Origin of the sequence: Roseibium aggregatum (assembly GCF_014692675.1) — a bacterium.
In the GTDB taxonomy this organism is placed as follows: Bacteria; Pseudomonadota; Alphaproteobacteria; order Rhizobiales; family Stappiaceae; genus Roseibium; species Roseibium aggregatum_C.
On sequence record NZ_JABFCZ010000001.1, the window covers coordinates 160,538 to 183,466 of the forward strand.

The window sequence follows — 22,929 nt, forward strand, 5'->3', positions numbered from 1 at the left end:
CGGCGATTGAGCGGGCCAGCCTAAAAGGGTATAGCCTGATTTCCGCATGAACGAGCCAAGAGCGAGTAGAAGTACCATCATGACCACTCCGGAGCATTCCAGCCGCGCCCATGTCATTGCCCAGGCCCTGCCCTACATGCAGCGCTACGACGACCGCACCGTTGTCGTGAAATACGGCGGTCATGCCATGGGTGACGCGGATCTCGCCCAGGCATTTGCCCGCGATATCACGCTGCTGCGCCAGTCCGGCGTTCACCCGGTGGTGGTCCATGGCGGCGGCCCTCAGATCGGCAAGATGCTCACCCGGCTCGGGATCGTCAGCGAATTCAAGGGCGGCCTCCGCGTCACCGACAAGGCAACGGTCGAGATCGTCGAAATGGTTCTGGCCGGATCGATCAACAAGGAGATCGTCCAGGCGATCAATGCCGAAGGCGGCCGCGCCGTCGGCCTGTGCGGCAAGGACGGCAACATGGTCACCGCGGAAAAGGTCCGCCGCACCATGGTCGATCCGGATTCCAACATCGAGAAGGTGGTCGATCTCGGTTTCGTCGGCGAGCCGGCGGACGTCAACCCGACCGTCCTGAAGCTCGTTCTCAAGGAAGACCTGATCCCAGTCGTGGCGCCGGTCGCACCGGGCACGGACGGCCAGACCTACAACGTCAACGCCGACACTTTTGCAGGCGCTATCGCCGGGTCGCTCAACGCCAAGCGGCTCCTGTTCCTGACCGATGTCCCCGGCGTTCTCGACAAGGAAGGCAACCTGATCAAGCAGCTCACCGTTGCCAAGGCCCGCGAACTGATCGCGGACGGCACCATTTCCGGCGGCATGATCCCGAAGGTGGAAACCTGCATCGAGGCGCTCGACCAGGGCGTGGAAGGCGTCGTCATCCTGGACGGCAAGGTGCCCCATGCGGTTCTTCTGGAACTCTTCACCGACCGTGGCGCCGGGACCCTGATCCGGCCGTGAGCGACATCCCCCTTCCCGCCGAAGGCCCGCATGCGCACAGCCAGGACCTGAGGGTGTTCCGGGGCGTCGAGGCCTGGATCTTCGACCTCGACAACACGCTCTATCCGGCCGAGGTCGATCTCTTCAGCCAGATCAACCGGCAGATCGCGGATTATATCGCCCGGACGCTGAATGTCGGCGAGGAAGACGCCATTGCCCAGCGCCGGGCGTATTACCAGAAATACGGCACGACCCTGCGCGGGCTGATGATCGAGCACAAGATCGATACGGACGACTACCTGCGCTACGTCCACGACATCGATTATTCCAACGTCAAGCCGGATCCCGCGCTCGGCAAGGCCATCGAAGCGCTGCCCGGCCGCAAGTACATCTTCACCAACGGCGACCGGCCGCACGCGGAGCGAACGGCTGCGGCGCTCGGCATCTCCCATCATTTCGAGGACATCTTCGATATCGTCGCGGCGGACCTGATGCCGAAGCCGAACCGGCAAACCTACGACCGCTTCCTGGAGCGGACCGGCGTGTCGCCGGTCCGGGCGGCCATGTTCGAGGACCTGCAGCGGAACCTGGAAGTGCCGCATCATCTCGGCATGCGCACCGCGCTGATCGTGCCGAAGGGAACGCGGGACATTTTCCGCGACGACTGGGAGCTGGAGGGCGACAACGCCGCCCATGTGGATTTCGTCACCGACGATCTCGCCGGTTTCCTGAATGCGGTGAACGGCCAGCTGTCGGCGATGTGATCACAAGGCCCACCTGTTTAGATAAAAAAACTTCTGGCTTCCGGAAACGCGCGAATCTAGTTTGAGAAAAACTCAAACGAACAAATCCGCACCATGGTCTCCCTGCGCGCCCTTCATGCCTTTTCCCTCCTGGCCCGCCATGGCCGGGCCTCGCTTGCGGCCGAGATCCTGGGCGTATCGCCGTCCGCCCTGTCGCATCTGATGCGCAAGCTGGAAGCGGAACTGGGGGCAACTCTTGTACTGAGGGACGGTCGCGGGCTGACCCTGACCGAGGAAGGCCAGCGGCTTGCGCTCGGACTGGGAGACTCCTTCGAGCGGATCGAGGACGCCGTCGACAGCTTCAAACGCCGGAGCCGCACCGAACTCAGGATCAGCACCGTCTCCACATTCGCCACCCGCTGGCTTATTCCGCGGCTGCCCGACTTCCAGTCGATCCAGCCGGATGTGGAGATCCTGTTGTCCGCATCGACGCGCATGGTCGACCTGGACCGGGAGAACTACGACTGCGCGATCCGGCTCGGCAAGGGCAACTGGCAGGGCGTGGAAAGCGCGCTCCTGTGGCAGGAACATCTGGCGGTCGCCATGGCGCCGCGACTTCTGCCGGAAGGCGGAGTGCTCAGCCAGGAAACCTTCGCCAGGCTCCGCCTGCTGCACAGCGCCGCAAGGCGTGGCGACTGGCCGCTGTGGATGTCAAAGGCGGGCCTTACCCATCCGGACATGACCTCCGGCACGCTGCTTGAAAGCCGGGACCTTGCCATCCAGGCGGCGATCGCCGGCATGGGCGCGATCGTCATCGACAAGCGGTTCGTGATGTCGGAGCTGGAAGCCGGCCATCTGGTCATGCCCGACTGGCCGGTGATCGAGCTGGAAACCGGCTACTGGTTCGTGCGGTCGCCGGTGCGGCCCTTGTCCCGCCCGGTCGCCGCTTTCCGGGACTGGCTGCAAAGTGCTGCGCTGGATGGACGGCCGGGGCCGGAATAATCCTGCCCGGTTCCTTGTTGCGCATTTACGTTTTTGATTTCATAGTCTTCGGCAGTGGAAGCGTTCATCCGATAATCTTCGAAACATTTGACCGCTTCCGATCAATCGCGGGGGCGAACCATGAAATATTTCCTGAGCCGTTGGCTCTTCCTGTTTATTGCTGCCTTGTTCTTTACAGCGCCGGTCACGGTCACGCATGCCGAAACCCTGGAATGGCAGTTCCGGAGCGAGCATCCGAAAGTCGTGGATGTCGAGCTTTATTCCGAATCCAGACGCGGACACGTCTGGCCGGGCAACAACAAGGTCTACGTGCTGAACGATTACAGCACCAAGACCATCCGGATTTCCTGCCGGTCCGGGGAAAAGATCTGCTACGGCGCCTGGGTGCGCAACCGGCAGCGCTCCTATTGGGGCGTCGGCTACAACAACCGAAACCGCTGCCGGAGCTGCTGCTACACCTGCAACGGCGGACAGACGAAGATCATCGTCCTCAATCCCTGACGGCAGCCCGGATAACGGGCTGACCTGCCGGGGGCTTCAGCGCCCAAGCAGAAGCAGCAGGATCGCGCCGACGATCAGAAGGCAACCGGCCAGTTCGGCGCGGTTGATCTTCTCGCGGAAAACGAACCAGGACACCGCGAGCGTGAACACCAGCTCGATCTGCGCGAGCGCGCGGACATAGGCAACCTGCTGCAGGGTCATGGCGGTGAACCAGCCGGCCGAGCCTGCCACTCCCGCCAGGCCGACCCAGACCGATATCCTCCAGTGCCGCAGGCTGGCGACAAGTTGCGTGGGCTCCCGCCAGGCCATCCAGAGCGCCATGACCACGGTCTGGAACAGGGTCACGCAGGCAAGCGAAAAGGCGGCCTGCATCAGGAACCCCGGACCGCCGAGGGCCAGGGATGCGACCCGGTAGGAGGCTGCGGAGGCGCCGAAAAAGGCGGCCGATGCCAGACCGATCAGCGCCGGCTTGCCGATCAGAGCGGCCCCGAGTTCGCGCAGGTTCGACGGCGTCTTGGCAAGAGAGATCATTACCACCCCGAGAACGCCGACTGCAATCGCGACGGCCGCAGCCGGCGTGACGCTTTCGCCCAGCAGGATCAGCCCGAACAGGGCTGCCTGAACCGGCTCCGTCTTGGAATAGGCGGTTCCGACGGTAAAGTTGCGGTAGGAGAACAGATGGACCAGCAGAAAGGTCGCCACGATCTGCGCCAGGCCGCCGAAGGCCGCCGCCAGGATGAACTGCCCGTTTATGTGCGGCAGTTCATATCCGCCGACGACGTGCAGGCCGGTCACATAGATGAGCGCAAAGGGAAAGCCGTATCCGAACCGGATGAAGGTGGCGCCAGTGGTTCCAAGCGCCCCTTTAAGGTGCTTTTGCAGGGCCGAGCGCAGGTTCTGGCAGAAGGCGGCAAAGATGGTGATCGGGATCCAGAGTTCCATTCCGCGGCCTTGTACCTTTTCCTGTGCGGTTTCCCGCCTTGAAGACAGGTGCAAGGTTTAGTGCGCCGGCGCGAAGGCGCAATTGACTTGTGCTCAACGGTTCCCGATTGTTATCGTTATACGTGTTTTCCCGTAACAGACGGAGTCGGTCAGATGGCAACATATGAATGCAAGGTCTGCGGAATGAGCGTCAATGCCACCTGCGGCAAGTGCGGCGCGGAGCTGGTAAACGACACGCTAACCCTGGACAACGGCCAGGACGTGCAGATTTCCAAATGCCCGAACGGCCACGGCAAGATCAAGTCGCCGATGTGTTGCGGTCAGGACATGGCCTGCGAGGCGGCATAGGTGATCGACTGCTCATCGAGAGCGACAGGATAACCGGCCGGCTACAATAAAAGGCCGGACGAAGGATTATTGCCAATCGGTCACAGCCGTTTTCGACCTCGGCAAGCTTGACACTCCGCCGTCTCGCGGCTTAGGTCCGGCAACCGTTTCAACTGCCTTTGCCGGAGACAAGACCCAAGATGACCATCGATCTTGCCAGACTCGCCGAAACCATCGACGCGGCATTCGAGGATCGCGCCAACATCGACACGAAAACGACCGGCGATGTCCGCGATGCCGTCGAGAGGACCCTGAACCTGCTCGACAACGGCCAGGTCCGTGTTGCCGAAAAGAAAGGCGGGGACTGGGTCGTCAACCAGTGGGCCAAGAAGGCCGTGCTCCTGTCTTTCCGCCTCAACCCGATGGAAGTGATCAAGGGCGGTCCCGGCGATGCGGTCTGGTGGGACAAGGTCGCGTCCAAGTTCGATGGCTGGAGCGCCGTCGACTTCGAGAAATCCGGCTTCCGCGCCGTGCCGAACTGCGTCGTCCGCCGCTCTGCCTTCATCGGCAAGGGCGCGGTGCTGATGCCGTCCTTCGTCAATCTCGGCGCCTATGTGGACGAAGGCACCATGGTCGATACCTGGGTGACCGTCGGCTCCTGTGCGCAGATCGGCAAGAACGTTCATCTGTCCGGCGGCGTCGGCATCGGCGGCGTTCTGGAGCCGCTGCAGGCCGGTCCGGTGATCATCGAGGACAATTGCTTCATCGGCGCGCGTTCGGAAGTCGTGGAAGGCGTTGTCGTCCGCGAGGGCGCTGTGCTTTCCATGGGCGTCTTCATCGGCGCCTCCACCAAGATCATCGACCGCAACACCGGCGAAGTCTTCATCGGCGAGGTTCCGGCCTATTCGGTCGTGGTGCCGGGCAGCATGCCGGGCAAGCCGCTGCCGGACGGCACGCCGGGCCCGAGCCTCTACTGCGCCGTCATCGTGAAGCGCGTCGACGAGCAGACCCGCTCCAAGACCTCGATCAACGACCTCCTGCGCGACTGATCAGTTCGCAACACATCATTCGAAGGCCCGCTCCGCCGGAGCGGGCCTTTCTTGTTCATACCGCCCGGGCATCTTCGAGTACGAGCGCGAAACGGTCGGCGAGTTCCGTCAGGGCCGCGCGGTGAACGTCCGTCCCGCTCAGGACACCGCCGCCCGGCACGGGCAGGGCCCGGCTGGCACAGGCCTTTGCCACCACCGCCGACGAATACCCCAGATCGAGGGCGGCCCGGACCATGCTTGAAACGCACATGTGGGTCATGAAGCCTGCCACGATCAGCTTGCGGACACCCAGTCCGGTCAGCCGGTCTTGAAGGTCGGTCCCGGCAAAGGCATTGGGCAGCGCCTTGCCGACAATGATTTCTCCGTCCCCCGGCTCCGCGGCACCGCAGAACTTGCCGCCCTCCGCCTCGATATCGAACAGCCCACCGGAGCGGCCGACATGGCGGACGTGGATGACGGGCAGCCCGAGTTCGTCGGCCCTGTCGCGCAGGCGGCTCACCTCGCCAAGCGCGTCGTCAATTCCCTCCAGCGGCAGGGCGCCGGAGACATATTCCTTCTGGGCATCAATCAGAATGACGGCGGCTTCGCCGGCGGCCGGGGTCGTCCAGCCGGGCACACCGGCGAGTTCCAGCAGGGTTTTCGGACGGTTGAGATCCGGGTCGGTCATTGCGTTTTCTCCTGTCGTTTGACGGGGACAATAACCGACTCCGCATCTTGCAAAAACGCTCGTTATTGCAGGATAAATCTGCATAATCGCAGGCATGAGTGACTGGAACGCCTATCATCTTGTCCTGACACTGAGCCGGACCGGAACCCTGGGTGCGGCCGCGCGGGAACTAGGCGTCAACGAGACGACGGTGTCGCGCCGGCTTTCGACAGCAGAGAGCGATCAGGGCGCGACCCTGTTCCGGCGGGACGGCCGGAAGCTCGTGCCGACCGAAGCCGGACGGGTTCTGCTGCAGGCGGCGCAGGCCATGGAAACCGCCCTTCTCAAACAGACCGCGGACCGCAACACGCAAACCGGACATGTGCGGATCAGCACGGTTCCCTTCGTGCTGGATTACCTGATCGCGCCACGGCTGCCGGAATTTTGCGAACGCTTTCCCGGCCTCACCCTTGAATGCGCGGCGGCGACCGGAACGGCGAGCCTGGCGCAACGGGAAACGGATATCGGCTTGCGCCTTGCCCGCCCGACGGACGGCAAGCTCATCATCCGGAAGGTGATGGACATCGACCTTCGTCTCGCCGTCAGCCGCCGGCACCGGGCTCCCGGCGCACTCACCAACTTCATCACCTATGACAGCGGCCTCGACAAGCTGCCGGAAATTTCCGCCATCAGGTCCCATTTCAAGGGCGAACCGCGCCTGCGGCTCGGCACCCTTTCCGCCGTTTTGCAGGCGGTCAAGGCGGGTGCCGGCGCGGCAATGCTGCCGGACTGGCTCATCAGCGGGGATCCGGATCTCACAGAGATCGACCCGACGGTCAGGGCAACCCGCGAATTGTGGATCGCCGTTCACGAAGATCTCACCGAAAGACCTGTTATCCGGACAGTGCTGACCTGGCTTTCGGAAATTCTGAGCAGGCCCGGGTCAGGACCTAGCCCAACACCCGCACCACCAGTCCAAAGATAACAAACGAAAGCACTAATTCGAGAACCACAACACCGAGTGTCACGCTGAGACCCGTTTGCAGCGCAATACGCGCAATGTTGAAGCTGTACCAAAGCGCAACGCCCATAAGAGACAGGGTAATCAGATCCAGAAATTCCGATGAAACGATACCGGAAAGGTAAAGCAGTCCAGCCAGCATGTAAGCAATCGACACGAGAATGCTCGACCAATTGCGCACTACGATGAAGGATACGTAGTTCTTTGATATCCCGACCGGGCCAGCCAGGGAGGCCAGCACGATCGGAAAAACGGTCCAGTCCAAAGCCAGGGTGGTCATTTGCACCGCCCAAAAGGTGCCGTTTGGAAAAAACTCCGCCGCGAGTTCGGCATTTTCCAGAATCTGTTTCTTTTCCGCCAGCTCGTTGATCCAGAAAAACGGCAAGAGCAGGAAAATCACGCCGAAGGACCGCCAGAAGCCTTCAATGCTCCGGTCGAACCAGAGCATCCCTTCGGGCCGGTTGCGGAACAAAAGCCACGACCCGGTCAGAGCCCGTGCGATTTCCTGCCCGGTGATCATGGTTCAGAGCGTCCCGGTATTTGAAAAATAACTGTCCAGAAAGCGGCGGTAGATGGCGGCAAGGCGGTCCAGATCGTCAACGGCGACACACTCGTCGACCTTGTGCATGGTCTGGCCGACGAGACCGAATTCCACCACGGGACAATAGTTCTTGATGAACCGGGCATCGGAGGTACCGCCGCCGGTGGAGAGGTCCGGGACCCGGCCGGTTGCCGCTTCGACGGCGGCCTTCAGGGCCTTAATCAGGGTATCGTCGCGGGTCAGGAAGGATTCGCTTGCATCGCGCTTGAACTCGATCGACCAGTCCAGCCCATCCGGAGCCGCTGCTTCAAGCGTCTCCAGGATTTTCGCTCTGAGGCTCTCGATGGACCATTCGTCGTTGAAGCGGATGTTGAACCGCGCCTCGGCCCGCGCCGGAATGACATTGAACGCCGGATTGCCGACATCGATCGTCACGATCTCCAGGTTGGAAGGCTGGAACCGGTCGTTGCCCTGATCGAGAACGAGCGCATCGAGCGCGGCCAGAAGTTTCAACAGGCCGGGTATCGGATTGTCGGCCAGATGCGGATAGGCGACATGGCCCTGGGTGCCCTTCACCGTTACCGTTCCGGATAGCGAACCGCGGCGGCCGACCTTGATCGCATCGCCCAGCCTGTCCGGATTGGTCGGCTCGCCAACGATGCAGGCGTCGAACCTGTGGCCGTTCGCTTCGGCCCATTCCAGTAGCTTGATCGTGCCGTTGACTGCCGGACCTTCCTCGTCGCCGGTGATCAGGAACGAGATCGTTCCGCCGAAGTCCGCTCCCCTGTCCTTGACGAAATCGAGCGCGGCGGCGGCGAAAGAGGCAATGCCGCCCTTCATGTCGACCGCGCCGCGGCCAAAAAGGACACCGTCCGCAATGGTCCCTTCGAAGGGTCCGTGAGCCCAGTCGGCCTCGTTTCCGGGAGGAACCACATCCGTGTGGCCGGCGAAGACGAAATGGGGGTGTCCGGAGCCGACGGAGGCGAACAGGTTTTCCACATCCGGTGTGTCCTCGTCGGAAAACACGACGCGGTCGACCCTGAACCCGGCTGCCTTCAAGTGCGCCTCAAGGGCGGTCAGCGCGCCACCTTCGGCGGGGGTAACTGACGGACAGCGGATGAGATCGCGGGCTATGGCTGTGGCGGAGGAAAGCTGGTCGGTCATTGAGATCTTTGTCTTTGGAATACAGGTGCGGAAGGAGGGTCAGGCTTTCCGCCGGTAGTAGCTGTTCGGCTCAGGGCCGTACCGGTTTGGTCCCGGCACACTGCGAATAAAACCCAGAACAAGCACGGTGATAACATTGACCAGGGGTACAAGGATCAAAAGCGCCACGAACCCGGTCACGCCGATATCCTGACAACGCTTGATCACCAAAGCCAGCTCAACCCACTGCAGGGCGAAAAAGAGCAGGGGAAACAGCGGATTGGATTCGGCAAAGCCGTTAATGTCCACCTCACTGAGCGGCGTGGACGGATCGAGGGAACCCCACCACATGTTCATGGCGATGAGGATGACAATCCAGACCACGAACATGCCCAGCCAGTAGGCCTGTCGTGAAATCCGCCCGATCGGGCTCAGCAACGCCCAGGCAACGCTTGGGGTCAGATTTGCGGGGCGGTCGTTGATCGCCATGAAGGCTCCGTGGTTATCGGTCTTGTGTGATGTGCCGTGGCCTAGGAGTTAGTGGCAACCGCGCTCCGGATCAAGCAGTCGTTATGCCGCGCGAATCTCCCGATCCCTGCCAATCTGCTGCGGAAAGTAGTGGTTTTTACGATTGGACAGATCAATTTCACAGGTCATGATGTTCCCCGGCTTTCCGTGGGACGAAAGCCTGGGAGGACATAAATGACAGAAAATACGCAAAATACGGCGGTACCGGCGCGTCCGGTGCTGCGCAAGGATCCTGTCGTTCGGCGGATCACCGGAAATGACGTTATCGATGCGCTTGCCGCGGGCCTGCGTGATTTCAAGGCCGCTCCGCAATACGGACTGGCCATCGGCATCTTCTTCGCCGTTGGGGGGATGCTCGTCATCCTGACCGCATCGGCCCTCCAGATGAGCTATCTTTCCTATCCGCTCGCGGCCGGCTTTGCCCTGATCGGCCCGTTCACCGCCGTCGGCCTTTACGAGGTCAGCCGCAGGCTTGCGGCAAACGAGCCTCTCGGCTGGTCTTCCTTTTTCGGCGTCATGTGGCAGCAGAAGGGACGCGAGATTTCCTGGATGGCCTTCGTGGTACTCTTCATCCTGATCATGTGGATGTATCAGGTGCGGCTGCTCCTGGCGCTGTTCATGGGGCTACGCTCGTTTGCCTCCTTCAACGAATTCGTCACCGAGGTGATCAGCACGCCGGAAGGGCTGCTGTTCCTCGCCGTCGGCCATGCGGTCGGCGCGATCCTGTCGCTCATCCTGTTTTCGCTGACGGTGATTTCGTTCCCGCTGCTACTGGAGGACGACCGGGATTTCATTACCGCGATGATCACCAGCGTGCGATCCGTGGTGACCTCTCCCGTACCGATGATCGGCTGGGCGCTTGTGGTCACGGTGACCCTGATCATCTCGATCGCGCCGGCCTTTGCCGGTCTCGTGATCACCCTTCCCGTGCTCGGACACACGACCTGGCATCTCTACAAGAAATGCGTGGCCCCGCCGGAGGACGTTTCGTAGCCGCCTAGCTCTCAGCTTCCGCCTTATCCCGCTTCGCCTGCCGGGCGCGGGCGATGTCTTCTTCGGGGCTGCGGTAGTCGACCCGGGTGAGATACAGACCGTCGGCGGGTGCGACCGGGCCGCAGGCCGTGCGGTCGCGCGCGGCCAAGGCGGCGCGGACGTCTTCCGCGGTCCAGCGCCCGTCGCCCACAAGGCGAAGGGTGCCGACCATGGAGCGGACCTGATTGTGCAGGAAAGACCGGGAGGCACACTCGGCGATCACCATCTGCCCCTCCCGACGCACCGAGAAGGCTTCAAGCGTCTTTTCCGGGCTCTTGGCTTGGCAGCGTGTATGACGGAAGGTGGTGAAGTCGTGGTGGCCGACGAACACCTGGGCGGCTTCATGCATGGCGTCGGCGTCGAGCTCCGCCTTCACATGCCATGCCAGGCCCAGTTCATGGGTCAGCGGCGGCACGCGGTTGAAGATCCTGTAGCGGTAGGACCGGCGGATGGCCGAGAACCGGGCGTCGAAACCATCGTGCATTTTCTCGCAGGCCAGAATGGCGACCGGATCAGGCTGGCAATGGAAATTCAGCGCGCCCATGACCGTCTTGGCCGGCCAGTCCTTGGTCAGGTCCGCATGGGCCACCTGACCGAGGGCATGCACGCCGGTATCCGTCCGCCCGGCGCCGCCGACGGTGATCTCCTCGCCGCAAAAGGCCTTGATTGCGCGTTCGAGCACCGCCTGGACGGACGGCCCGTTCGCCTGGCGCTGCCAGCCCACAAACGGCCGGCCATCATATTCCACTGTCAGCTTGTAGCGCGGCATTCCGGCCCTACTCGAATTCCTGAAAGGGCGTGGCGAAGGACACCTCGACGGGAAGATCCCGTTGTCCGGCCTCCGTCAGGGCGAGCGCCATGAAGGCGGCGCCCGCATAGGGTCCCTGAACCTTTCTGGCCAGGTCCGCATCGAAGCCGAAACGGGGATAGTAGGCCGGCGGTCCAAGCACCAGAACCAGGTCTTCGCCCAGGTCCTTCATGGTTTCCAGCGACGCCCGGATCAGCGCGGAGCCGATGCCCTGCCGCTGCAGTTCCGGCCAGACGGAAACGGGCGCCAGGCAGGCGATGGAAAGATCCTGACCGGCGCCGACACCTGCAGGGGTGACACGGCTATAGGCGATATGACCGACCACCTTGCCTTCCGGCGTCACCGCCACCTGTTCCAGGATCAGCGCGCCGCAATGGCGCAGGGTATGCACGAGCCGCGCCTCGGTTTCCTGGTTGAACGCGGCGGTGACAAGGGCCTTCACCACGGCTTCGTCGGCAGGCACCACCGGCCGGATTTCCAGAGCCGAAGCATCAATTGCAGCGTTCATCCAATCAGCTCCCGTTTCGTCCGGACCCCGGTCATGCCAGCGTATCGCCAATCGTCAGCTTGGCGCCGCGCTGAAATTCCTCGCCCGTCATCGGCTTCTTGCCGGCCCGCTGGACCTGCACCAGCCGGATGCCGCCGTCGCCGCAGGCAATAACCGGGGACCCGTCGACACTTGCGACTTTACCGGGATCTCCATTCACATCGACCAAAGCACTGCGCAGGATCTTGACCCGTTCCGCCTTGCCGGAAAGCGCCATCTCGCACCAGGCGCCGGGAAAGGGCGACAGGCCGCGGATATGATCATGCACGGTCTTTGCCGGAGCCGTCCAGTCGATCCGGGTTTCCTCTTTCGACAATTTGGACGCGTAGGTCACGCCGTCTTCCGCCTGGGGCGTTTCGGTCAAGGCGCCGCGCGACAGGGCGGCAAGCGCGCGCACCATCAGGTCGCCACCGAGACCGGACAAGCGGTCGTGGAGTTCGCCGGCGGTCATGTCCGGCCCGATCTCGACCGTCTCCGACATGCAGACCGGGCCGGTATCGAGGCCCGCTTCCATGCGCATGACCTGAACGGCGGTTTCCGTGTCGCCTGCCATGATGGCCCGGTTGATCGGGGCAGCGCCGCGCCAGCGCGGCAGGAGCGAGGCATGCAGGTTGAGGCAGCCTTCACGCGGGGCTTCCAGGATCGCTTTCGGCAGGAGCAGACCGTAGGCCACAACCACGGCCACATCGGCGTCCAGGACGGCGAACCGTTCCTGTTCCTGCCCGTCCTTGAGCGAAACAGGGGTGAAGACCGGGATACCGAAGGTTTCGGCGGCCTCATGCACCGGAGATTTCTTCACCTCCATTCCCCGGCCCGCCTTGCGCGGCGGTTGGGAATAGCAGGCAACGACCTCGTATCCCTGGCCGACGATTTCCATCAGCGTGGGGACGGAGAAGTCCGGGGTTCCCATAAATACGACGCGTAATGACATGATGCCCCGGGCTGGTGCTTTAAATAATCAGCGCCCTTATTGCGTATTTAGGCCAGTCCGGGCAACAGGGCTTTCAGGCTGCCGACCATCATTTCCATGGCGATGGCGGCGAGGATCATGCCCATGATCCGGCTCATCACGCTGGTCGCGGTCTGGCCGAGCACCTTGTTCAGAAGGGGCGCTGCGATGAAGGTTGCGCCCAGCAGGGCGATCGCTCCGCCCAGAGCAGCCACATAGGCGATCTCCTGGGTGAGCTGTTCCGCCTGACCCCGGAAGATGATCAAAGTGGAAATCGTACCCGGCCCGAGCAGGATCGGTACGGTCAGCGGATAGATGGCCGGATTGTCCTGCTCCGCGTGATGGGCCTGTTCCTTTTCGGTGCCGCGATGGGTGGAACTCTGTTCGCCGGACAGGAGATTGAGCGCGATCAGCAGGATCAGAAACCCGCCGGCAAGGCGGAAGGCATCGAGGCTGATACCGAAGATCTTCAGGATGGCGGTGCCGGACAGGGCAACGATCGCGCCGCCGACCACGAGGCCGATGATCACCGTAATCGCCACGCTGCGCTGGGAGGCGGGATCCCGGTCGGAGGTCAGCGACAGGAAAACCGGCAGGTTCGCAATCGGGCTCATGATTGCGAACAGCGCTGCGAACATCTTCAGAAAATAGGCAAGATCCATGCAGCGCGCCCCCGAGCCGCTGTTGTCAGGCTTTCGCGGACTGCTTCGCCTGCTTGGCGAATTTCTTCATCACCCGGTCGCGCTTCAGCTTCGACAGGTAGTCGATGAAGAGCTTGCCGTTCAGGTGGTCGAGTTCGTGCTGGATACAGGTGGCCAGCAGGCTGTCCGCATCCATTTCCTGCTCGGACCCTTCCCGGTTCTGGAACTGGACCTTCACCCGGGCCGGCCGTTCGACATCCTCGTAATATTCGGGGATCGACAGGCAGCCTTCCTGGTAGACGGAGGTTTCCTCGCTCGACCAGACGATCTTCGGATTAATGAAGACAATCGGGTTCTTCGGCTCGTCTTCCTTGGCCACATCCAGCACGAAAAGACGCTGCAGGATACCGATCTGGCTGGCGGCAAGGCCGATGCCCGGTGCCTCGTACATGGTCTCCAGCATGTCGTCGGCCAGGGCGCGCACGGCGTCGTCCACCTTGGCGACCGGCTCGCAGACCTCGCGCAGGACCGGATCGGGGATGATGATAATGTCTCGTTTCGTCATGGGTTCCAAATAGTGAATGACCGGCCGCCGGTCAATGCGAAAGCCCGGCCGGAGCGGTATTTTGCAACGGTTCGTAAATGCAGGCAAACGCTGCATTTGCGACCGAATCGTTCTATGTTTGTTTCATGCAGCATGTTCTCTTTGTATTCGGCGGCCGTCCGTTCACGGTGCTTGAGGTCGGAATCGCCGGCGGTTTCTTCCTGCTCGTCCTTATCGTCTGGCTGATCTGGGGTATCCGGCGTCAGGTTCGGATCCGTGCCGAGGCCGATACCGCATCGGCAGAGCGCATCCACGAGCTGGAAAGCCATCTGTCGCAGCTCCTGAAGTCGCAAGGGGAAATGACCGGCCGGATGCAGACCATGGCCGAGGTGTTCGGCTCCCGGCAGTCTGACATGATGCGGGCCGTCAACGAGCGGCTCGACGGCATGGGGCACAAGCTCGGCCTGTCCATGGCCGACACGACCAAGCGCACCCACGAGGGACTGCGCCAGCTGCACGAACGGCTGGCGGTGATCGACCGGGCTCAGAAAACCATCACCGACCTGTCGGGCCAGGTGGTGGAACTTCAGGCGATCCTGTCCAACAAGCAGACCCGCGGCGCCTTCGGCCAGGGGCGTATGGAAGCGATCATCCAGGACCAGCTTCCGCCAACGGCCTATGATTTCCAGGCGACCCTTTCCAGCGGCGTGCGGCCGGACTGCCTGGTGCATATGCCCAACGGCGCGCCGTCGCTGGCCATCGACGCCAAGTTTCCGCTGGAGGCGTTCAACCTCATCCGCAACGCCAAGTCGGACGAGGATCTCAAGTACGCGAACACCCAGTTCCGCAGGGATTTCACCAAGCACATCCAGGACATCCGCGAAAAATACCTGGTCCCAGGGGAAACCCAGGACACGGCGTTCCTGTTCGTGCCGTCGGAAAGCGTGTTCGCGGAACTCAACGAGAACTTCGAGGACCTGGTGCAGAAGTCGCACCGCGCCCGGGTGGTGATCGTCTCACCGTCGCTGCTCCTGTTGTCGATCCAGGTGATCCAGGCCGTGCTGCGCGACGCCAAGATGCGCGAACAGGCCCATCTCATCCAGGCGGAAGTCGCCCACCTGATGGACGACGTCGGCCGGCTGAACGACCGGGTCGTCAAGTTGCAGACCCATTTCGGTCAGGCCAACAAGGACATCGACCAGATCCTGATCTCGACAGACAAGATCACCAAGCGCGGCCAGAAGATCGAGGACCTGGAACTGGGCGAGCTTCCGGAGACGGACAAGAAAGAAGACCTGCCCCGTCCGAACCTGTCGCTGCAGGGTTAGAACCTGGCTTATTCGGCTGAAAGCCTTCTGATCCCGGTCACATTTCCGAATTCGTTTTCCGCAATCCGCGCAACCGCCCGGTCCAATGGTTCGCTGGCAACGGTCATGGTGTGGCCGTTGGCGTGAAGCAGGCGGTTCGGGCCCTGGACGATGCCGACATGGCCTTTCCAGAAAACGAGATCGCCACGTTGGAGCGCATCGAGATCCGACGCTTCGACCGGTTCCCCTGCTCCCGCTGCCTGCATGTCGCTGTCGCGCGGGACATCATGACCGCCGGCCTGTGCGGCGAGCTGGACGAGGGCCGAGCAATCGAGACCCAGGCTTGTGCGCCCGCCCCAGAGATAGGGGGTGCCGAGAAATTCCTCGGCGACGGCGACCCAATCCTGCTCAAACCGATCCAGACCGGCGAGATGGCGGGCGACGACGGCGGAACCGTCGCTCAAAAGCGCGTAATCCAGGCCACGGGTCGTCGCGCTTCCCATGACGGTGACCTTCGATCCCATGGAGATCAGGCCGAGCGGCGGAAATTTGAGGTCCGGACCGGGATAGCGGTAGGTACGCAGCGCCCGCACGATATGGGTTGGGGCTTCGGGAACGCCGACACCGTCGGAGGAAAACCAGCCGATATAACCGTCGGTCTCCAGCTGTCCCCAGGCCCAGCCTTCCATCGTTTCCTCAAAGACCGTAACGGTCTCACCGAACAGAAGTTCGGTGTCGATCGGCTTGTCGCTCCTGGGCTCGGCGCGCATGGCGAGCCGGTCTGCGGTGACCTGCGCTATCGTCCCGTCGACGAAGCGGTCGGCCTGAACGCGCCCCTCGTAGGCGCGGGCGGCAAGATCCGGCCTGACGGGGTGTAGACGGCGGTCGAAATTTTCAGACATGTCCTGATCCTGGAACGGCAAGCGTATAGCATGTCGCGTTCATTCGCATTCACGCCCCCTGCTCTCCTGAATTGTTTTGCCGCATGTCTTTATCCCAAAACCGGTACCCACTTTTGGGAGACATGCTTTATCTCGGCAGCTCGCGCGCCTTTTCGGAAACCAGATCGCCGAGATGCTCCAGATAAAGGGCGCCGTCGACGGTCCGGGTGATGATGACGTTGCGCTTGTCGGCCTCGTCCCGCTTGCGCGACAGGAGCCGCATGCCGCCCAGCGTATCGAGCGCCCGGGTGATCGCGGGCTTGGTCACGTTCAGCTTTGCGGCCAGTCCGCGCACCGTATGGGGCGGCGGCTCCAGGTAAACCGTCAGCAGGATGGTCAGCTGGCGCGCGGACAGGTCCTGTTCGCTGTCGCGGACAAGCGCCAGATTGACGTCATGCATCAGTTTCAACGCCTGCGATGCGCGCAGCTCGACCGGCATAGGCGGCAACTTCCTGTTCCATTCGATTTCAAGACTAACAGAACAGGAAATTGTTTCGGAGCCGTTATTTTTTATCCGAATAGCGCTCGCTGACCAGATCGAACAGGCAACGGATGCCCTGCGCCTCGCCGCCGGCCGGTTTGCCGGGCTTGTCCATGGGCGTCCAGCCGTAGATGTCGAAATGCACCCAGGACTGCGCCTTGTCGACGAAGCGGGACAGGAACAGCGCTGCCGTGATCGAGCCGGCAAATCCCGCACCGGTGGTGTTGATGTGATTGATATCGGCGATCTTGCTTTCGAGGTATTTCATATAGGGCTGCCACAGCGGCAGGCGCCACAGCGGATCGGCACTTGCCTCCGATACCAGCCCGATCTCCTCCGCCAGATCCTCGTCATCGGTGAAGAACGGCGGCAGGTCGGGCCCAAGCGCGACGCGGGCCGCTCCGGTCAGGGTCGCCATGTCGACCAGAAGATCCGGCTCTTCCTCGTCTGCCAATGCGAGCGCATCGGCCAGCACAAGCCGGCCTTCGGCATCGGTATTGCCGATCTCGACGGTCAGGCCCTTGCGGCTCGGCAGGATATCGCCGGGACGGAAGGCGGAGCCGGAGATCGCGTTTTCCACGCAAGGCACGATGACGCGCAGGCGCACGGGCAGTTCGGCCGCCATGATCATGGCCGCAAGGCCGAGCACATTGGCAGCGCCGCCCATGTCCTTCTTCATCAGGAGCATGGCGCTCGACGGCTTGATGTCGAGACCGCCGGTATCGAAGATGACGCCCTTGCCGACCAGCGTGACTTTCGGCGCGTCTTCCGGGCCCCAGGTGAAATCCGCAAGACGCGGTTCGCGGCTTGAGGCGCGGCCGACCGCATGGACCATCGGAAAGCCCCGGTCCAAAAGTTCGTCGCCGGTGATGATCTCGCCGGACCCGCCGTTTTCGACAAAGAGCGACCGGATCTCGGCCGCGAGTTCCTGAGGGCCCAGATCGTTGGCCGGGGTGTTGATCAGGTCGCGGGCGATCTGGACGCCCTTGAGGATCGCATCGATCCGCGCCAGGTCGACGTCGGCGGGCGCCACGAGCCGCGCCCGGACAGCGCCGTTCTTGCGGTATTTCTCGAACCGGTAGGAGGACAGGGCAAATCCGAGAACCGCGAATTCGGGATCGGGAAAGCCGTCGGCAAGCGCATAGTCTCCGGCCGGAAGGGCTGCGACCAGACCGCCAAGGGCGAACGGATGAGAAAGCCCGTCCTCTCCGACCGCGACCAGCAGCGCCGAGCCGGCGTCGTTCGCGGCAGGTACGAGCAGGCTGCTTCCGGGGTCCGCCCGAAAACCGTTGCGCTTCGCCCAGTCCGCTGCCGGCTGTCCAAGCCCGACGAGGACGGCTTCCAGGTCGTCCTGCCTGACGGCAATGACCGGTGTCGGCTGCTGGGCTTCATTTTCGCGGATCAAGGCTTCACGCACGGCGGGCTCCCGACTGGTTCGATTTCATGCCTCACAGGTACGCATCCCGGGCCGGCTTGGCAATATCCCACATGATGCCGACTGGCCCGTTTAACCATCCATTAGGGTTAATAAACTACTGATTTGGGAGACGGAACGTTCAGTGAAGCTCATGTGTCGAGGTGTCAGAAATGACCCAAACAGTTCAAGGTGAAACCCGGCGGCGCGCCCGCTACCTGCCGCTTGCGGCCGCGATGACCGCGGCCGTTCTTTTGGCCGGCTGCGCGTCCTCCAGGAACAACAGCGTCGGCACCCATTCCCCGAGCAGCAGCCTGACCTATGCGAAACCCGGCTCGAGTGCCGCCATGCGGGCGGTGTCGTCCTGGGGAAGCAAATACGAGAAGGACAACAAGGACCGGGCGGCGATCCTCGGCTATGCCAACGCGCTGCAGCAGAACGAGCAGATCGAGCAGGCCATGGCGGTCCTGCGCGCCGCGGTCATCTCCCATCCGAACGACCGCGAAATCGCCTCGGCCTACGGCAAGGTGCTCGCCATGAACGGCCGCTTCGACGAGGCTCTGAACGTTCTTCAACGCGCCCAGACGCCGCAGATGCCGGACTGGAAGCTGATGTCCGCCCAGGCTGCCATCTACGACCAGATGGGCAATCACGAGCGCGCGCGCGGGCTTTATCATCAGGCGCTCAAGATCGCGCCGAACGAGCCGACGCTGCTCAACAACCTCGGCCTGTCCTATCTCCTGTCCAACGAGCTGCCGGAAGCCGAATATAACCTGCGCAAGGCGGCAGCCCTGCCCGGTGCCGACAGCCGTGTGCGCCAGAACCTGGCGCTGGCGCTCGGCGTCCAGGGCAAGTTCGCCGAGGCCGAACAGGTCGCACGCTCCGAACTCGATCCAAGACAGGCGGAAGCCAACATCGCCTACCTGCGCGACATGATCGCGCAATCGCGCGGCTGATCAGCCTTAAACAAAAATGGTGAGAATTGTTGAACCGGCGGGCGCGCGATCCTTCGTGCGCCCCGCTTTTGTGTCTGCCTTGCTGCCGGGAAGCGCCTTACTTGCCGGGGCGCCTTACTTGAAGGAGTCCATGGCCTGCATGACGGCGGGTCCCATGATGACGAAGAACAGGACCGGCAGGAAGAATACGATCATCGGAACGGTCAGCTTCGGCGGCAGGGACGCGGCCTTCTTTTCGGCTTCCTGCATGCGCTGCTCGCGGTTGTCGTCCGACATGACGCGAATGGCGTGACCGACCGGCGTGCCGTAGCGCTCGGCCTGGATCAGGGCCATCATCACGTTCTTCACGCCGTCGACACCGGTCCGCTTGGCCAGGTTCTCATACGCCTGCCGGCGCTCGCCCAGGTAGGAGAGTTCGGCGTTGGTGAGGGTGAGTTCCTCCGCAAGCGGGATCGACTGGGTGCCGATTTCCTCCGCCACCCGCCGGAACGCCTCTTCGATGGACATGCCGGACTCCACGCAGATCAGCATCAGATCGAGCGCATCGGGCCACGCCCGGCGGATCGACAGCTGCCGCTTTGAAATCGCGTTCTGGATGTAGAGGTTGGGCGCGAAGACACCGATACCGCCGACGAAGAGACAGGCGGAAATCTTGGTGATCGCGGGCGTGTCAGACGGCAGCACCACGAAGGCATAGACAAGGGCCAGCAGGAACAGCACCCCGGGAATGGCGATACGCGCGAACAGGAAGGTATAAAGCGGGCCCGTGCCGCGGTAGCCGGCCATGCGCAGCTTGTCCTGGGTCGATGCGTCCGCGAGCATGGTCTTCAGGTTCAGCCGGTCGACGAGGTTCTTGACCTGCTCCTTCGGCTGCGTCGAGCGCAGGGAGGCACGGGCATCCGTCTTTTCCGTAGCAAGCCTGGCCCGCTCCTTCGCGCGCAGCTTGTCGCGTTCCAGGGCGACCGACTTCATCCGCGACTTCAGCGTGTCCCGCTCGAAGATCGGCATGACCACGGTAAACAGGGTTCCGGCCACGGCGACCAGGGTCAGGAAGGCGACCAGGAAGTTGCTGTTGGCTATGCTTGTGAGATCGAACATCAGATCCTCCTAGAGCGAGGTGCACTTAAATTGACCCATTTGACCGAGGTGATTTTGTCTGCTGACAAGGCGGATTGCGCGCCGTGGTGTGGGTCCACCACAAGCGCGAGCCAACACAGTCAGCGGGCAAAATCGCCCGGCCCTTCGGGTGGCGAAAAGCGGCCCATCGGCAGCGTTGCGCCGCTTGCCCGATGCGCCGCATCGCGCTTCACGACGCGCCTTGCCGAGTGATCCGCTTTTCGCCATCATATGGGTCAATTTAAATGCACCTCGCTCTAGAAATCGAAGTTGATCATCTTGCGCATGACCATGATGCCCACGAACATCCAGAAGAGACCGCCTGCGATGATCAGGTGACCGGCCGTTCGCGTGAACAGCATCGAGATATAGTCCGGGGCGACCACATAGATGATGGTCGAGACGACGAAGGGCAGCGAGCCGATGATGGCGGCGGAGGACTTGGCCTCCGCGCTGAGGGCCTTGATCTTGCGCTGCAGGGCCTTGCGGCTTCTAAGCACCTTGGACAGGTTGCCGAGCGCCTCGGACAGCCCGCCGCCGGCCTTTTGCTGGATCGCAACGACGATGGCGAAGAAATTGGCCTCCGCCAGCGGCACCCGATCGGGCATGCGCCCGACCGCATCCGTCAGCGAGATGCCCATGACCTGGGTTTCGACGATCTTGCGGAATTCGCCGGCAACAGGTTCCCGGGCTTCCTTGGCGACGATCTTGATGCAGTCGCCAAGCGGCAGGCCGGCCTTCACGCCGCGCACGATGATGTCGACCGCATTCGGCAGCTCGTCCAGAAAGGCATTGAACCGGCGCTTGCGCTTGAAGTTGACGAACCAGCGCGGAAAACCGAAGCCGCCCACGAAGCCGACGCCGAGGGCAATCAGTATATTGTGGCTGACAATCAGTCCGATCAGCGCGCCGACGACGGCGGATGCGATGCTGAGATAAATGAAATGCTTGCGTTCCCATGCAAGCCCCGCCTGTTCCAGGCGGACGGCCAGGGAGGCCTTGTTCTGCTTTTGCAGCTTCGCCTTCTGCCGGTCCTCGAAGTCCTTCAACTGGTCCTGCACGGACTTGCGCCGGCGGTCGCCGTCGCCGACCTTCTTTCTGAGTTCTGCGGATTGCGGCCTGGCGGCGATGCCGCTGAGACGCTTGTCCCTGCGCCGGTTCCCCGACAGAAGCGGCTGAAACAAGGCATAGATAACGCCGCCGATGCTCAGGGCCACGAGGACCGCGACGGCGATGCCGGTAACACCGGGTGTCAGAAATGGCTCGAAGGCTTCCATTCAGAGTGCCTCAGTCATCTGCGTATTCGGGCATTTCAGAAGCGTCCAGCGCCTGGGCCAGGCGGTTTTCCTCGCCGAAGTACCGCGCGCGCTCCCAGAACCGGGGACGCCCGATCCCGGTGGACCGGTGGCGGCCGATGATGCGTCCGCTCGGATCCTCACCGATCATGTCGTAGACAAAAACGTCCTGGGTGATGATCACGTCGCCTTCCATGCCCATCACCTCGGTGACATGGGTGATCCGGCGCGATCCGTCGCGCAGGCGAGCTGCCTGAACCACGACATCGATGGAGGAGACGATCATTTCCCTCAAGGTTCGCGACGGCAGTGAAAAGCCGCCCATGGTGATCATGGATTCCAGACGCGACAGGGCCTCGCGCGGCGAGTTGGCGTGCAGGGTGCCCATGGAGCCGTCGTGACCGGTGTTCATCGCCTGAAGCAGGTCGAAGGCTTCCGGTCCGCGCACCTCACCGACGATGATCCGTTCCGGACGCATACGCAGGCAGTTCTTCACCAGATCGCGCATGGTGATCTCGCCTTCGCCTTCCAGGTTCGGCGGGCGGGTTTCGAGGCGGACCACATGGGGCTGCTGCAGCTGAAGTTCCGCGGAGTCCTCACAGGTGATAATGCGCTCGCTGGCTTCGATGTAGGCCGTCAGGCAGTTCAGAAGCGTCGTCTTACCGGAACCGGTTCCCCCCGAGATCAGGACGTTGCAGCGCGAGCGGCCGATGATCTGGAGGATCGTCGCCCCCTCCGGCGTGATCGAACCGTATTTGACAAGCTGGTCTAGGGTCAGCTTGTCGCGCTTGAACTTACGGATGGTGAGTGCGGGGCCGTCGATCGCCAGCGGCGGTGCGATGACGTTGACACGAGAGCCGTCGGGAAGGCGGGCGTCACAGATCGGGCTTGAATCATCGACCCGGCGGCCGACCTGGCTCACGATCCGCTGGCAGATGTTCATGAGCTGCGCGTTGTCGCGGAACGAAACGCCCGTCTGCTGCATCTTGCCTTCGGTTTCGATGTAGACCGTATCGGCGCCGTTGACCATGATGTCGGCGATGTCGTCGCGCGCAAGCAACGGCTCCAGCGGACCGTAGCCCAGAACGTCGTTGCAGATATCCTCCAGCAGGTCTTCCTGCTCGGCGATGGACAGGACGACATTCTTCAGCGCGATGATGTCATTGACGACATCGCGGATTTCGTCGCGCGCATCTTCCGGACCGAGACGGCTGAGCTGCGAAAGATCGATCGCCTCGACCAGGGCGTTGAAGATCTGCGCCTTGGTTTCGTAATATTCGCCCGACTTGCGGCGCTTGCCTTCCTGTTTCGGCGCCGGCGCCTGCGGCGGCGGTTCCACGACCGGCATTTCGGGCGGCGGCGCGGCGACATCCACCGATGCCTCCTGCGCCTGCGGCACGTCGACGGCAGACGGCTCCGGCGCGGGCGCAGTTTTGGGCTGCACCGGCGTGACCGGCCGTACAGTCGCTGCTCCGTTTGGCGTTGAACCGCGTCTACCGAACATGGCGG

The 22,929-nt window shown here is 62.6% G+C and carries 26 protein-coding genes; 10 read left to right on the plus strand and 16 right to left on the minus strand.

The features are described 5' to 3' along the window. Positions 1–79: 79 nt before the first annotated feature. From argB to HK439_RS00520, 4 genes are all read left to right on the plus strand, one after another. The gene (gene argB / locus HK439_RS00505) at positions 80–967 is read left to right on the plus strand and encodes an acetylglutamate kinase (RefSeq protein ID WP_190289404.1); all 888 of its coding nucleotides are present in this window, start codon (positions 80–82) and stop codon (positions 965–967) included. Continuing rightward, positions 964–1,710: a pyrimidine 5'-nucleotidase gene (locus HK439_RS00510; RefSeq protein ID WP_190289405.1), complete on the plus strand. Its 747-nt coding sequence runs from the start codon at positions 964–966 to the stop codon at positions 1,708–1,710. Before argB ends, HK439_RS00510 begins: the two co-directional genes overlap by 4 nt. A gap of 93 nt (positions 1,711–1,803) precedes the next feature. Beyond that, positions 1,804–2,691 carry a LysR substrate-binding domain-containing protein gene (locus HK439_RS00515; protein WP_190289406.1) on the plus strand — a complete coding sequence of 296 codons (888 nt, stop codon included), beginning with the start codon at positions 1,804–1,806 and terminating at the stop codon, positions 2,689–2,691. A gap of 120 nt (positions 2,692–2,811) precedes the next feature. Beyond that, positions 2,812–3,192, plus strand: coding sequence for a hypothetical protein (locus tag HK439_RS00520; RefSeq protein ID WP_209011472.1), 381 nt, complete (start codon positions 2,812–2,814; stop codon positions 3,190–3,192). Positions 3,193–3,228: 36 nt separating this feature from the next. Here HK439_RS00520 and HK439_RS00525 read toward each other — a convergent pair whose 3' ends face one another. Further along, the gene (locus HK439_RS00525) at positions 3,229–4,134 is read right to left on the minus strand and encodes an EamA family transporter (RefSeq protein ID WP_190289407.1); all 906 of its coding nucleotides are present in this window, start codon (positions 4,132–4,134) and stop codon (positions 3,229–3,231) included. Between the two features lie 153 nt (positions 4,135–4,287). Between HK439_RS00525 and HK439_RS00530 the strand changes: the two genes are divergently transcribed. Then, on the plus strand, positions 4,288–4,482 hold the full coding sequence (locus tag HK439_RS00530; protein ID WP_190289408.1) for a hypothetical protein: 195 nt from the start codon (positions 4,288–4,290) through the stop codon (positions 4,480–4,482). 179 nt (positions 4,483–4,661) lie between these two features. Then, positions 4,662–5,510 carry a 2,3,4,5-tetrahydropyridine-2,6-dicarboxylate N-succinyltransferase gene (gene dapD / locus HK439_RS00535; protein ID WP_190289409.1) on the plus strand — a complete coding sequence of 283 codons (849 nt, stop codon included), beginning with the start codon at positions 4,662–4,664 and terminating at the stop codon, positions 5,508–5,510. 55 nt (positions 5,511–5,565) lie between these two features. Here the strand turns inward: dapD and HK439_RS00540 are convergent, their stop codons facing one another. Then, positions 5,566–6,177, minus strand: a complete 612-nt coding sequence (locus HK439_RS00540) for a cysteine hydrolase family protein (protein WP_190289410.1) — start codon at positions 6,175–6,177, stop codon at positions 5,566–5,568. 94 nt (positions 6,178–6,271) lie between these two features. On the opposite strand from HK439_RS00540, the gene HK439_RS00545 reads away from it, so the two are divergent. After that, complete coding sequence (locus HK439_RS00545; RefSeq protein ID WP_190289411.1) at positions 6,272–7,141, plus strand: LysR family transcriptional regulator; 870 nt, start codon at positions 6,272–6,274, stop codon at positions 7,139–7,141. Here the strand turns inward: HK439_RS00545 and HK439_RS00550 are convergent. The 3 genes from HK439_RS00550 to HK439_RS00560 are packed head-to-tail and all read right to left on the minus strand — an operon-like array spanning position 7,107 to position 9,350. Beyond that, positions 7,107–7,697: a hypothetical protein gene (locus HK439_RS00550; RefSeq protein ID WP_209011473.1), complete on the minus strand. Its 591-nt coding sequence runs from the start codon at positions 7,695–7,697 to the stop codon at positions 7,107–7,109. The genes HK439_RS00545 and HK439_RS00550 overlap by 35 nt on opposite strands. Positions 7,698–7,700: 3 nt before the next feature. After that, positions 7,701–8,882, minus strand: a complete 1,182-nt coding sequence (dapE, locus tag HK439_RS00555; protein ID WP_190289412.1) for a succinyl-diaminopimelate desuccinylase — start codon at positions 8,880–8,882, stop codon at positions 7,701–7,703. A 39-nt stretch (positions 8,883–8,921) separates the two neighbouring features. Then, positions 8,922–9,350, minus strand: coding sequence for a DUF805 domain-containing protein (locus tag HK439_RS00560; protein WP_190289413.1), 429 nt, complete (start codon positions 9,348–9,350; stop codon positions 8,922–8,924). A gap of 213 nt (positions 9,351–9,563) precedes the next feature. On the opposite strand from HK439_RS00560, the gene HK439_RS00565 reads away from it, so the two are divergent. Beyond that, the gene (locus HK439_RS00565) at positions 9,564–10,382 is read left to right on the plus strand and encodes a DUF2189 domain-containing protein (RefSeq protein ID WP_190289414.1); all 819 of its coding nucleotides are present in this window, start codon (positions 9,564–9,566) and stop codon (positions 10,380–10,382) included. Between the two features lie 4 nt (positions 10,383–10,386). Here HK439_RS00565 and truA read toward each other — a convergent pair whose 3' ends face one another. From truA to def, 5 genes are read right to left on the minus strand one after another with little or no spacing between them, the layout of a single operon-like run. Further along, positions 10,387–11,190: a tRNA pseudouridine(38-40) synthase TruA gene (truA, locus tag HK439_RS00570; RefSeq protein ID WP_190289415.1), complete on the minus strand. Its 804-nt coding sequence runs from the start codon at positions 11,188–11,190 to the stop codon at positions 10,387–10,389. Between the two features lie 7 nt (positions 11,191–11,197). Beyond that, the gene (locus HK439_RS00575) at positions 11,198–11,737 is read right to left on the minus strand and encodes a GNAT family N-acetyltransferase (RefSeq protein ID WP_190289416.1); all 540 of its coding nucleotides are present in this window, start codon (positions 11,735–11,737) and stop codon (positions 11,198–11,200) included. Between the two features lie 31 nt (positions 11,738–11,768). Continuing rightward, positions 11,769–12,707 (minus strand): methionyl-tRNA formyltransferase, encoded by a 939-nt coding sequence (gene fmt / locus HK439_RS00580; RefSeq protein WP_190289417.1) that lies wholly within the window; start codon positions 12,705–12,707, stop codon positions 11,769–11,771. Positions 12,708–12,754: 47 nt separating this feature from the next. Next, on the minus strand, positions 12,755–13,387 hold the full coding sequence (locus HK439_RS00585; RefSeq protein WP_190289418.1) for a MarC family protein: 633 nt from the start codon (positions 13,385–13,387) through the stop codon (positions 12,755–12,757). A 25-nt stretch (positions 13,388–13,412) separates the two neighbouring features. Next, positions 13,413–13,931 carry a peptide deformylase gene (gene def / locus HK439_RS00590; RefSeq protein ID WP_190289419.1) on the minus strand — a complete coding sequence of 173 codons (519 nt, stop codon included), beginning with the start codon at positions 13,929–13,931 and terminating at the stop codon, positions 13,413–13,415. 125 nt (positions 13,932–14,056) lie between these two features. Here def and HK439_RS00595 point away from each other — a divergent pair, with 125 nt between their 5' ends. Further along, complete coding sequence (locus tag HK439_RS00595; protein WP_190289420.1) at positions 14,057–15,238, plus strand: DNA recombination protein RmuC; 1,182 nt, start codon at positions 14,057–14,059, stop codon at positions 15,236–15,238. Between the two features lie 8 nt (positions 15,239–15,246). Here the strand turns inward: HK439_RS00595 and HK439_RS00600 are convergent, their stop codons facing one another. The 3 genes from HK439_RS00600 to HK439_RS00610 form a co-directional block, all read right to left on the minus strand. After that, positions 15,247–16,119, minus strand: coding sequence for an NlpC/P60 family protein (locus HK439_RS00600; protein ID WP_190289421.1), 873 nt, complete (start codon positions 16,117–16,119; stop codon positions 15,247–15,249). A 127-nt stretch (positions 16,120–16,246) separates the two neighbouring features. Next, on the minus strand, positions 16,247–16,597 hold the full coding sequence (locus tag HK439_RS00605; protein WP_190289422.1) for a MarR family transcriptional regulator: 351 nt from the start codon (positions 16,595–16,597) through the stop codon (positions 16,247–16,249). Between the two features lie 64 nt (positions 16,598–16,661). Beyond that, positions 16,662–18,056: a leucyl aminopeptidase family protein gene (locus tag HK439_RS00610; RefSeq protein WP_190289423.1), complete on the minus strand. Its 1,395-nt coding sequence runs from the start codon at positions 18,054–18,056 to the stop codon at positions 16,662–16,664. 170 nt (positions 18,057–18,226) lie between these two features. On the opposite strand from HK439_RS00610, the gene HK439_RS00615 reads away from it, so the two are divergent. After that, positions 18,227–19,009 carry a tetratricopeptide repeat protein gene (locus tag HK439_RS00615; RefSeq protein WP_190289424.1) on the plus strand — a complete coding sequence of 261 codons (783 nt, stop codon included), beginning with the start codon at positions 18,227–18,229 and terminating at the stop codon, positions 19,007–19,009. A 114-nt stretch (positions 19,010–19,123) separates the two neighbouring features. On the opposite strand, the gene HK439_RS00620 is transcribed toward HK439_RS00615, so the two are convergent. From HK439_RS00620 to HK439_RS00630, 3 genes are all read right to left on the minus strand, one after another. After that, entirely contained in the window at positions 19,124–20,107 is a 984-nt protein-coding gene (locus tag HK439_RS00620; RefSeq protein WP_190289425.1) for a type II secretion system F family protein, read from the minus strand. Between the two features lie 275 nt (positions 20,108–20,382). Further along, the gene (locus HK439_RS00625; protein ID WP_190289426.1) at positions 20,383–21,402 is read right to left on the minus strand and encodes a type II secretion system F family protein; all 1,020 of its coding nucleotides are present in this window, start codon (positions 21,400–21,402) and stop codon (positions 20,383–20,385) included. A gap of 10 nt (positions 21,403–21,412) precedes the next feature. Beyond that, positions 21,413–22,924, minus strand: a complete 1,512-nt coding sequence (locus tag HK439_RS00630) for a CpaF family protein (protein ID WP_190289427.1) — start codon at positions 22,922–22,924, stop codon at positions 21,413–21,415. Positions 22,925–22,929 lie beyond the last annotated feature (5 nt).